The organism is Pyrinomonas methylaliphatogenes (genome assembly GCF_000820845.2).
Taxonomy (GTDB): domain Bacteria; phylum Acidobacteriota; class Blastocatellia; order Pyrinomonadales; family Pyrinomonadaceae; genus Pyrinomonas; species Pyrinomonas methylaliphatogenes.
Window position 1 is genome coordinate 160,492 of sequence record NZ_CBXV010000003.1, and the last position, 12,492, is coordinate 172,983.

A 12,492-nucleotide genomic window follows, 5' to 3' on the forward strand; every position below is an offset into this window, starting at 1 on the left:
GACGACAAACTATGGGCCAATGCTCGCACTAATCGCCTATCGTTTCTACCGAGTCCGTATACTCCGCCTCCACGTTGTCGAAGAAAAGACCTTGAAACTGTCCGGGACGGAGCGTGAGCGGTAACCACAGTTCCACACTATGTTCCCGGTCCGGCGCGATCTGCGATAGGTCGACGTACCAACCAACAAATGAAGGCCCATGAACCCGTACCGAACTGTAGGCCCTCTTCAACTCAAGCGGTCTTCCGTCGAGCTTCAGACTCACCACCATCTCGTCTTTCGGCTCGGCCATCTGCACGAACAGGAGCAAGCGTTCGGGCACGAGCCATGTCGTCTCAAGATCCTCTCTCGTCCACCGAATCGGCCACCTCGCCCGGCGCCGCGCCAACTGCTCGAAGACGCGACCGGGGATCGTAAAGGATCCGACCATGTGCGCGCCACAAGCATCCATGCCGACCTCTTTTAACTCGATCTGCCGCGAAAACGCTGCGCCGCGAAAGCGCACCGGAACGGCGACGAAACGCCCTCGTTGAGCGAATCTCATCTTCTCGCCGTTGACCATGACTTCGCGAACTGGCGAGCCCTCTTCCGGCAAGCGTACCAGAAGCTCGACGGAACTCCCCACCTCGCCGCGAACGCCCGTGATCACGAGCCTCCCTTGGGAGAAGCGCGCTTCGCCCGGCGCACCGAAAAGCAAAGTTTCTCGGCTTCGCTCATCCGCCGGCGCGATCTCAAGGACGCGCGCGCTTGTTCCGGCTAGCTCCAGTTCGACCGCGTCGCCATAGTCCCACACGCCACTTCCCGGCTTACCCACCAACATGCCCGCAAGCGGTTCGAGTTCGCGGAGCAAGTACCGTCCGCGCTCGCTCAAGCCTAGCGACTCATCGAGCCGAAGAGTGATGGACGTCCGTTTGTAGTTGGGATTGAAAAGGAAGATGAAGCCGTGATCTTTGTCGATGGCCGCCGTCCCATCCACTCGACCGATCATCGGTGGGCCTGTGATGCTTCGCGTATGGCGCAACGTTTCCTTATTTTCTTCCGTCCAATCCAACCACCGGCGGAACCATCTCTTATCTTCTTCGGAAAAATGCTCATACTCCTCCGCGTCGCGCCCCGGAATCATGTTGACGACGTTATTCCAGCCAGCCGTCCCGATCGAGGAGAGCAGTGAATACTTCCACCCGAGGTAGTCCCAATCGCGCCGCCTATATGCGTCGGGGACGAACTCTGCGACCTCGATCGTTCGTCCATCCGCAAGCGTGCGCTTCACGTTACGACTGCGCTCCGTCTGGTGCGTGATGTAACCGGGCAACACCTCCGTCGGAGCGAACATGAAGTTCCGGTACCAGTAGGCGACGTACCGCTGCCGATTGGCCGAAACGCGATCGAAATGTAGATCGGGGAAAGGCGTGAAACTTTCCGGTTGCTCATCATTGCCGGTCGGGTGCGGATATGTCCCCGCCAACCAAGACCACGGACCGTAGAGATGGTAGGACTGCCGACCATCGATGACGATCCCGGGCAGCGCCCGCCGCAAACGCTCCATCACGCGCCGCCAACCCCACCACTGCGCATAGGAACTGCTGCCCGGATAGGTCATGAAGGTGTAGTCGAAAGAATAACCGCCGATGCCAGTGCGTTTAGCAAACGTCACCAGCATATCGACCAGGTGATCTTGAAACTCGCGCGAAGCGAGGGTGGCCGCCTTCGCTTCCGCATTCCGCCCGCCGGCGGGGACGATCCATTCGGGATTACCGACAAACGGCAACGACGGATAGACGTAAGCGAGCAACCGGATCCCTTTCGAACGCGCGTAAGCGATCATCTCCTGCACTTCGGGCGGGATCGGACCAGAGCGCACATCCCACTCGCCGCGCCGTATCTTCTGCCCGAGACCGAGCCAGAGCACGTATTCCCACTTCCAATCGTCTACGCTATCCTCGCGCCTCGCAAGGTTTGAATCAGATGGCGCAAACAGTAGGTGAGTGATGCCGAGATCAGCCGCTGTGTCGATCACGCGCTTGTACTCCTCTCTACCTTGCGGCGTGGCGATGTCGATCTGGTAATCGTTGAGCGTCCAGCCGACCAACACCCGTGATGGACGCTTCGGTGGATCGATCAAAAAAGCGCGGACGCATGCTGTGAACGCTTCGACCTCAGCTACATCGTACCCGTCAACGCCAGACCCCGGCGGAGGAAGTCTCCACTCTGGTACCATCGCTCTCGGCAGATGCCGACCGCTCAGCGAGTAAATGCCGAAACAGCCGCGATCGGAGACGAATTCCCCGTAACTTCTCTGCCAATCCATCTCAGGTTCGTAAGAAAGGTTAACTGTGCGTCCTTGGCGATGGACCGTCAGATACGGGTTCTGCACGACCAAGAGAGCTCCGCGCCCCCCAGGGAAGCGAAGGAACGCGCCGTACTCGCGCGTCGGCAAACGGGGAGTTCCGCCCAAATGCGGCGTGTAGGTCCCGGGAACGAGCAACTCCGAAATCTCATCTTGGAAAGCAAGCCGAAAGAGTTCAATGCGGCTCACATGAAATCGGTTTGAAGGGACTCTCTTGAGAACGATCCTTTTGCTGACGAAATGCCAGCCAGGCTCCACCTCATAGATGACATCGAGACCGAACGCGGAACCGGCGTAGTGGTAAACGGCCCTATTGGAAGTAGCTTCGATCCTTCGCAGCTCGAGTTCCGTGCTGCGGAAAATTTCACCGTTGACGGAGATCAAACTCCCATCTTCGAGCAAGCGCAACGTAACGCCTGACTTTAGATCCGTAATGGCGCTCATGCCGCGCTCATTAAGTCCCACACCGATCAAGCCGTTGGAGATCGCAACTCGCCTCTCCACGGCAAAGGCGATAGCGTGGCTTAAATGAAAAACCAGGATGACCAATAAAAATCTAACGAGCATGATATCCTCCCCGTTACCAAGCCAATTGCGGAAAAGCAGTGATCCGCAGTTTGGCTGAAGAGCCAAAGTTGTACAATAAGGCGAAGTTATTGACGCGACAATAGCACTGTGATATCTTGCGCCTCCGATTGAGGAGCTGGCCTCGAAACATTTTGGATCGACATGCTCGTCCTGCCGAATGGCAGGCGAAATGTTCTCAGTCTGGATTCTAAATCCAGGCTAGTTCACGGCGCATGAGATCTCCCGCGAAGCGCTTTGTCGGTTACGACAACAAGGGACATCGATCTTCTTTTCAGCACGCTTAACCTCTTGACTTAAGAGACGATCCACTAAACCGCCCTTCGGAAGAGGAGGCCACACCATGATGAACCTTTCGGGCACGCTTAAATTTCAACTAGCAGAGCATCGCTATCTGCTCGGCGTTTTGTTGCTCACCGCGATCGCTTTCATAGTTCAGGCATCGAGCACACCGGCGATGGCGCAGGCGACAGCAAGCAGCTCGCTCGCCGGAACCGTCAAAGATATCAAAGAGGCCGTCATCCCGGGAGCAACCGTCACCGCTACCAACGTCGCGACCGGACTGACCCGTACCACCACGACGAACGAAGAGGGAGCATATCGGATCGAACTTCTGCCCGCAGGAATCTACACGGTCAAAGTGACGGCCCCAGGCTTCGCGGAAGCGGTAGCGGAAAGGGTCGAATTGCTCGTCGGCAAGACTAACACCCTTGATTGGACCTTATCGCCCAGCGCCCGCTCAGAGACGGTCACCGTCACGAGCGATGTCCCGCTGTTGGATCAGCAAAAGACTGACGTCAGTCTCAATATCACGCCTAATGACGTACAAGATCTTCCGCTCAACGGCCGCGATCTTGGCAATCTCGCCTATCTCGCCCCCGGAGCCAAACCCGTTGACGCTTATGACCCGACCAAAAGGCGCATCGCCGTCTTCGGCATCAACGGTTCTTCGGGACGCAACGTCAACGTCACCGTCAACGGGATCGATAACAAAGACAACACCGTCGGTGGACCGGTCATGCAATTCCCTCTGGAAGCCATTCAGGAGTTCGTCATCAGCACGCAGCGTTTTTCTGCGGCTAATGGGCGGAGCGAAGGCGCCGCGGTTAATGTCGTGACGAAATCGGGAGGGAAAGAGTATCACGGCTCAGCCTTCTTTTTCGTGCGCGACCGCAAGTTGAACGCGGCTGAAGTGACCCCTCCGGCAGTTAGCACCAAGCAGAAACCGCCGTTCAACCGCAAGCAGTGGGGCGGATCCATCGGTGGACCGCTTTATCTGCCGCGTTTCGGTGAAGGTGGCCCGACACACTGGACGCTCGGACGCAAGACCTTCTTCTTCTTCGCCATCGAAAGACAGTCCGAGGAAACCTCAATCCCTGTCGCCAGCGACGCTTTAGCCGAGCTGAATCTGGTCACATCCCTCGGCGCCAAACCGGCCCCCGTCATCCCGACTCCCTATCACGACTGGCGCGTCAACGCGCGCATCGATCACACGTTCAACGCCAAGCACAGCATGTTCGTCAGCTTCAGCGAACAATCCAACCTCGGGCTGAACGATCAGTCGGGACAGAGGAACGATCTCACTCAAGGCAACTTTACGAAGAACAAGCTGTTGCTCGGCAGCTTTACGCTCAACTCGACCTTCACCAGTCAGGTAGTCAATGCTCTGACGATCGGCTATCAATACTGGAATAACCTGATCGACTCGGAACAGAAGGTACCCACTTTCGTCTTCCCCACCGGCATATCTTTCGGCACGAACACCAACGTTCCGCAGCAGTCTTATCAAGCGAAGTATCAGTTCAAAGACGATCTTTCAATCGTCCACGGCAACCACACCTTCCGCGTTGGATTCGACTACGTGTGGGAACCGAAATTAGGAGGATTTTTTGAGTTCAATCCGACGCTCGAGCTGGATTTTCTCGACCTACCGAGCGTGATCCTCTCCAACAAGACGAAATATCCACAAGGCTTTGCGACGCCCGGCGCCGTCATCGGCATGTCCGCCACGGCCGGCAACCCGTATTTCGACTTGCCAGGCGGGGCGAAGATGTTCGGCGTCTATTTCCAAGATGACTGGCGTGTGACGCGCCGGTTGACGCTCAACCTCGGCCTTCGCTGGGACAAAGATTTCAATCTGATCGGAACGAAAGCGCAAGCGAAAAGCCGCACGTACCTCTTCCTTAAAGCGATCAACCACCCGGCCGCTAGAGCTCTGCCGCACGATGACAATCACGGTTTTAGCCCGCGCGTTGGCTTCGCTTGGGATCTTTTCGGGACCGGACGACACATCGTCCGCGGCGGTTACGGTATCTACTTCGGCCAAACCTTCCTTAACATCCCGCTCTTCATGATCCAACAATCGAACCCGACTATCTTCGCTACCGTTTTCGCTATCAGCAGCGCGGGCCCAGGTGACCCGACCGCCGACATCGTTCCCGGAACTGGGATCAGGCTTTCGGCTTGGCGTTTCGGCATCGATCCGCTCCCCATCATTCCACCGCCGCCAACCAACCTTACGCCTGGCAGCACCGGGCGCATCATGGACCCGGATTATCGCAACCCATACACGCAGCAGTGGAACATAGGTTACGCTTGGCAACCCAACTCCTACTCAGTGATCGAAGTCGATTACACGCATGTGCTCGGCTTGCATGAGTCGAAGACGCTCAACATCAACCCGCAACTACGCTTCATCAATGAATCGGCGGCGCGACCGCTCGATGCCGCTTTCACCGCAGCCGGATTGCCTCTATTGGGTCGCATCGATCTAGAAGCTTCTGTCGGACGCTCCCGCTACGACGGATTGAACGTCGCCTACCGACGTCGCCTTCACCGGAACTTCACTTTGAACGCCAGCTACACGCTCTCCAAAGCGACCGCATATAACGGCAACGCGGCGGCGTTTCGCAATCGCCCCTTTAATCCCTTCAACTACTTCGCCCCTTATGAATACGGCCCGACGCCGAACGATTCGCGCCATCGCTTCGCTGCAAGCGGAGTCATCAATCTGCCAGCCGGTTTCCAACTGGCCCCGATCATACAACTCGAATCGGCACGCCCCTACACAGCGGGATACGGCGCGCTCGATGTGCTCGGTGTCGGCAGCGGGCGAGGCACGTCGCACGTCATCGTCTTCAACGATCGCCCGACCGATCTGTTCGCAACTTTCAACGCTTTCGGCACAGCAACTAAAAGCTATCGCGATTGTCTGCGAGCCGGACAGTGCTCGATCTTGCCGTTCGACAATCTGCGCGGGCAACCCTTCTTCCAACTCGACCTGCGCGTAGCTAAGAACTTCAAATTCAAGGAAAGGTCCACTCTAACCTTGATCTTTCAGGCTTTTGACCTGACCAATCGGGCAAATTTCGGCAACAACTATGGGGGAGACATACGCAATCTGAGCACCTTCATGAAACCAGTTGGGTTCATCACTCCAACCGGAGTGATCATCCCACACAGCTTCTCCGGTGAAGTCGGAGTGAAGGTCTCATTCTGAACCGCTGTAAACAGAGGCGACTCTCTCAAGTAGCCCTGAAGCTAGCTGCAGGGTGGCAAGCGATTGACAGTCTGAGCGAGATCAACTACAAACCATTTGCCTGCTAGCTTTCCGGGCACGAGCGTGATGGGCACGCAACAGGCTTCGCCGATGAGAAACAAGGCGCAGGCGCGCCGGACGAGCGCGATCACCTTGAAGCTGCTCGCGCTCATGGTCATCTGGCCTGCGCCCTTAACGATACGACAGATCTCGGCAACGCAAGCTTCGCTCATCGGCAGCGTTCGCGAGCCGACCGGCGCGCCCGTCGCTGACGCGCGCATCATCGCGCGTCACCTTTCGGCCGGGCAGGAACGGAGCGTGTCGAGCGACGCCGAGGGGAACTACAGATTCTCTTCGCTACCCGTCGGCGAATACGAAGTTCGCGCCGAAGCCAAAGGCTTCGCCACATATATCAATCGTTCGATCACTCTGCACGTCGGCAGCGCGACGCGCCTAGACATAGTTCTGCAACCTCTCGCGATCAGCGCCGAGGTCACCGTCACGGAACGAGCCTCACCGCTCGACCCGACACAAACAGCGACGACGACCACGATCGAACCCGAACAGATTGAAGAACTCCCAATTAACGATCGCAACTACTTGCAATTCGTCCTCCTCGCCCCCGGAGTCGTCGCAGCCAATCCAGCGGGAAGCGCGCTGCCCTATGACGGCTTCAGTTTCGGCGGCTTGAGACCTCATAGCAACGCCATCTCGATCGACGGACTAGATAACACGGATGAGACGACCGGCGAAGCGCGCGTGGCGCTATCGCCGGAGATCGTGCGCGAGTTCCAAGTAGTCAACAACGGCGTGTCGGCTGAATTCGGCGGCTTCGCCGGAGGAAGCATCAACGTTGTGACGAAGACGGGGACGAATCAATTCCACGGAGATCTGTTCACCTTCCTCCAACACGAACGTTTGAATGCGCGCGAACCATTTGCGGAAAACGGGGCGCGTCCGCGCTTTCGTCGCTTCCAACCCGGATTCTCCTTGGGCGGTCCGCTCAGGCGCGATCGCCTCTTCTTCTACATGGCCGCGGAGCAAGAACGCCTCGCGGGCGAAGATGTATCGGATGTCGCTCAAACGGTGCAAGCCAGGTTCAATGCTATACTGGCCGACGATAGACGTTTAGCGAAGATACTTCCATTCAGCGAACGCTTCCCGACAGGGCGGCGCGAGACAGAAGCCGCAGGCAAGCTGACGTGGCTCATCACCCCCATGCACACGCTTCATCTCCGTTATGCTTACACTCTGGACCGGTCGCGCGCCGCCACATTCAACGCGGATCTACCCACTGACCGGACGGCGCGCGGCGATCGTTCGACGCTGGACCATCAAGCGACGGCCAACTTGATCTCGACTCTTTCAGCGTCGCTGGTCAACGAACTGCGCTTGCAGTGGAGTCGGCGGCGCGCGTCAATCGCCGAAGACGCGCGCGAGGCAGGTTTCGAAATCGTCGGGATAGCGCGCGCGGGACGCCCCCTTGGGACGCTTGGCAGCCGACGTGAAGACCGGCAACAAATGATCGAGACCGTCACCCTAGGGCGCTCGCGCCATGAATGGAAGGCAGGAGCAAGCATCAATCACGTCTCTTTGCGAAGCGCGCTGGATGATGGCTTCGGCGGATACTTCATCTTCCGCACGTTGGACGATCTATTGGCCGGACGCCCCGCCGTGTGGCGCCAGGCGTTTGGCGACCCGCATACCGAACTGGCTGTGTTAAGCTTCGGCGCTTTCGCGCTGGACCAGTGGCGCCCATCTTCCCATCTCACTCTGAATCTGGGCGCGCGCTACGATATGGAACGCCTGCCGACTCCATTTCGCACCACACGCGGTGGCATCAGTCCGCGCCTCGGTCTGGTCTGGAACATTTCGGACCGCACGCTCGTAAGGACCAGCTTCGGGATCTTTCGCGACCGGCTGCCGCTCGCTTTCGTCAACCGCGCGCGGCAACTCGATGGCCGACACGCTTTCGTGCAGATCGCGGAAGATTCCGACGCCGCGCGCATCTACGGCGCGATAGGTTTATCGGCGGCTTCCGCTCCCTTCGCCGAAATCAGACCGTCCATCTACCGCCCCGATCCGCGATTTGTCATGCCGTATAGCCTGCAAACCGGTTTCGGCATCGAGCGCATGGTCGCTGCGGATACCACGTTGCGCGCCGATTACCTGTTCGTCCGCGGACTTCACCTGCCGCGGACGCGCAACGTCAACCTTTTGCCACCCGTGATCTTTACCGCGGACTTGACCGCGCCGCTCGGAGTGTTCGAACCCACTCCGCAGCAGGCGGGGCGCCCGGTCTTCAGTCGAGCGCGCCTTGATCCGCGCTATGATGCCATCTATCAACTGGAAGACAGCGCCAGTTCCCGTTATCATGGATTGACGCTCGCGCTCAATCGCAGGTTCAGCGACGAATTCGCGTGTCTCGTCTCCTACACTCTGGCGCGCGCCACCGACGACGCTTCGGATTTCGATGAGCAACCGCCCAATCCTTTCGATTTGCGGAGCGACTGGTCCAGTTCACGTGAAGATCTGCGCCACCGCCTCGCCGTGAGCGCGCTCTTCGATCTGCCGTTTGCCGAAGAGAAGGAAAGCGGTTGGCCGATGAAGATTTTCAAACACGTCGAAGTCGCCCCCATCGCGACGTTCAGCAGCGGGCGACGCGCCAATCCGCTCACAGGAAGCGACGAAGAGCGAAGCCTCGCCTTCCCGCCTAGTTCGCGCCCGCTGGGGGCGCGGCGCAACTCGCTGCGCGCGCCCGCGAATTTCAACGTCGATCTGCGGGTTATCCGTTACTTCCCTTTCGGCCCGACGCGCCGCTTCGATCTCGTGGCCGAGTTCTTCAACCTCTTCAACCATCCGAACGCGCTCACGGTCAATCCCTTTTACGGCTCAAGCAAAAGTCCATTGCCGAGCTTCGCTTCACCAGTTCTATTCTCAACCTCACGCCAAATCAGATTATCTCTCGATTTGGAATTCTAAGCTGATAGCGGATGACAAATGTAAGGATCTGCAGTTGCCCAATCGATTTTTCGTTTTAGCCTGTTAGCTTGGCGGTTCTGAAAACCGTATCAGAACAAGCAAGTAAAGCCGCCTCCAGCACGGTCGCCCTCATCTGCAATACAAGCTCAATTCTCTTGCGACCTGCAATCAACTACAAGGTTGGCCCTCCTCGAGCGTATGCGCTCCGCTCTTTTGCGGTATCCTAGACACCGAACTATTATTTCGACCTAACGCTAGGGATCAGCCTCGATGAGGCAGCAGCTGGATGACGATGAAAGTGAGGCGACTTCGATCTTGGGCGCTGGCCTTGAGCCCGACTTTAGCATATAACTTCGGGCTCACCTTAATTACGGCGTTATTGGCACGGACCTCGATTGCCGGGACCGATCCCCGCACTCTGACGTCCGTTCTGCTGGGATGTGTTCTAGCGGTAGAACTCGGGATGCTCGGTGGCGTCTTGGCTTGGCTGCGGGCTCGAGGCGAAGGGCTTGGAAGTTTGGGCTGGGGCAAGCCGACCCGTCCACGAGCGTTGGTTGTTGGATTGGTGATAGCTCTGGTTTACTCGGGATTCACCTTAGCTTCTCCCGCCTTTGGATCTTCCGCTCTGGAGCTGAGCCTCTTTAAGGTTTGGGGTGCCCTAGTAGGGGTGATAGGAGGTGCGGTGGAAGAGATTGTCTTTCGCGGCTTTGTCACTGAACAGCTTCGGGAAGTCGGCCTCGGCCCCTTTGGGCAGGTGGCGGGCGCAGCGGTGCTTTTCGGCCTAATCCACGGCGGTCTGGGATTACTAATGGGCAAGTGGTTTCTGCTACCGGGCATCATCTTAACAACTCTGCTAGGACTGGCCCTAGGCTGGATCTACTTAGACGGCGACCGCAGCTTGACTGGGCCAGTCCTTAGCCATGCGCTCATTAACCTGCTTATTGAACCTTGGCTCTTGCTAGGATTCGTAAATCTCAGTCTACGCCGCTGACATCGCTGAAGTTATCGCTTGGGTGCTCGCCAAGCAGGTTCGTAAACTTCATTCTACACCGCTGACGGCGATGGTCGCAGCCGCAACAATCTTTTACTGTTTGCTTTATAATTTCAGCTGCGAACGCCGTTCCTTACCTTTGCCCACGCCATCAAATACTAACGCCTCCGGGAGCGCTGCAATTCCCTTATGATTCGGGTTTAGCGAAGCCGACCGTTCCGCAGGTCCATTTGCCACCGCTTTTGGAAAGGAGTAGCGCTGCGCCCTTCCCAAGTCCTTGAGGCCCGCCTTACGCTACCGGAAGTCCGGTAGATTAACCTTCTAATTTGAACTTAGTTGCTGCGAGCTTGTAGAGCCGGCGCCAGACCAATCGGTTGATCAACACCACCATCAGAATCATCGTCAGCGTTGAGACCAACAGAAGATCGAAGTTCCCTTCGTCGGTCGCCCGACTGATGGTCGCGCCCAACCCCGTGGTCATGAGCGTCTCGCCTTTGAAGCGGAAATACTCGGCGACGATGCTCGCGTTCCATGCCCCACCGGCCGCCGTCACCAACCCTGTAACCAGGTAAGGAAAGATCGCCGGCAAGATCAGCAATCGCCACCGCTCAACTCTGCCGAAGCCGAAGAGCGTCGCTACTTCTAGAAGATCATTGGGAATGGCCACAGCGCCGGCGATGACGTTGAAGAGGATGTACCACTGCGTGCCGAGAAGCATCAGGGCGACGGCCCCGATATTGATCCCGCCACCCCAACGAATCAACGCCAACAAGACGACGGGGAAAAGAGCTGTCGCCGGGATCGAGGCGGCGATCTGCGCAAGCGGCTGCGCGAAGCGCGCCACTCGCGGGCGCAACCCGATCCAAACGCCGACTGGCACAGTCCACAAGACGCCGATCGCAAGCGCCGCTGCGACGCGCGAAAGAGTCGCGGCGGCGCTTCGCACAAGTAACTTCGCTTCAACTGCTGTCAGCGTAGAGAGAGTCAGGGCGGCGCGCCACACGCCGTACAAGATCAGCGCGATGATGAGCGCCAAGAATAGATCTTCAACGCGCCGCGCAACCGCGCTTCGTTCCGCCTTCGAAGATGCCGCACGCGCCTTCGCCCTCCGCGCGAAGAATAGATCTACGCGCTCGCCGACAGGGCGGAGAACATTTCGGTTCAACTGGGCCAGCGCGCGCGAGCTGCGCAGTAGATCGAGCACCGCCGAGCGCGGCGCCGTCGCGCTTTCGACCTGCTCGAACTTGAATTTATCGGCCCAGGCGATGAGCGGACGCCATAGCAACTGATCGAGCAGCACGATCGTGCCGATCATGGTCGCCAGTCCCCAGAGAATCGCGCGCGTATCGCCAGCGTCAGCCGCCGTCTGCAAATACGCGCCCAGTCCCGGCAAGCGAAAGTCGCGTCCGCCAAGCACAAACATCTCGCACGCCATCAGGAAGAACCAGCCGCCAGCGACCGACATCATCGAATTCCAGATGAGACCGATGGCGGCATACGGCAGTTCGAGTTCCACCAAACGTTGCCAGCGGTTGAAGCGATACACGGTCGCCGCTTCGCGCAGTTCGCGCGGGATGCTCTTGAGCGAGGCGTAGAAACTAAAGGCGAGATTCCACACTTGCCCGGTGAAGATCAGGATGATCGAGCCGAGTTCGACGCCGAGCTGGCGAGTCGGGAAGAGCGCGACCATCGCGAGCATCACGCCGGGCAGGAAGCTGAGGACCGGAATCGATTGCAATACGTCGAGCAGCGGGATCATGATGCGCTCGGCGCGAGCGTGATAAGCCGCAACGTAACCATAGACGAGAGCGAAAAGAAGGCTCAGAAGATAAGCTACGGCTAGTCGCAACAGCGAATATCCGGCATACGCAGGCAGGGCGCGCGGCGCGAGCGAGATCTCAACATGCTCGCCGACTGGCTTCAACCATGAAAGCGCCGCCGCCGTCACGCCGTAGATGAGCGCGACCACAGCGCCGAAGATCGCTAAATCGATCAGGCGCGAACCGCGCTTTTCCGGAACAAGCATTCTAATTGCGCCGTGAAGCATGG

Annotated in this window: 5 protein-coding genes; 3 read left to right on the forward strand and 2 right to left on the reverse strand. The window is 58.2% G+C overall.

Going from position 1 to position 12,492, the window contains the following annotated elements; all coding sequences use genetic code 11:
* Window positions 1-28: 28 nt before the first annotated feature.
* Window positions 29-2,791 (reverse strand): alpha-amylase family protein, encoded by a 2,763-nt coding sequence (locus tag PYK22_RS04170; protein WP_162199787.1) that lies wholly within the window; start codon window positions 2,789-2,791, stop codon window positions 29-31.
* A gap of 484 nt (window positions 2,792-3,275) precedes the next feature.
* Between PYK22_RS04170 and PYK22_RS04175 the strand changes: the two genes are divergently transcribed.
* The 3 genes from PYK22_RS04175 to PYK22_RS18135 all read left to right on the forward strand — a co-directional run bounded on the left by PYK22_RS04175 (window position 3,276) and on the right by PYK22_RS18135 (window position 10,443).
* Window positions 3,276-6,431, forward strand: coding sequence for a TonB-dependent receptor (locus tag PYK22_RS04175; RefSeq protein ID WP_041974744.1), 3,156 nt, complete (start codon window positions 3,276-3,278; stop codon window positions 6,429-6,431).
* Between the two features lie 150 nt (window positions 6,432-6,581).
* Window positions 6,582-9,452: a TonB-dependent receptor gene (locus PYK22_RS04180; RefSeq protein WP_162199788.1), complete on the forward strand. Its 2,871-nt coding sequence runs from the start codon at window positions 6,582-6,584 to the stop codon at window positions 9,450-9,452.
* 463 nt (window positions 9,453-9,915) lie between these two features.
* Entirely contained in the window at window positions 9,916-10,443 is a 528-nt protein-coding gene (locus PYK22_RS18135; RefSeq protein ID WP_041974748.1) for a CPBP family glutamic-type intramembrane protease, read from the forward strand.
* Window positions 10,444-10,756: 313 nt separating this feature from the next.
* Here the strand turns inward: PYK22_RS18135 and PYK22_RS04190 are convergent, their stop codons facing one another.
* Entirely contained in the window at window positions 10,757-12,469 is a 1,713-nt protein-coding gene (locus tag PYK22_RS04190) for an ABC transporter permease (protein ID WP_041974750.1), read from the reverse strand.
* Window positions 12,470-12,492: the final 23 nt, after the last annotated feature.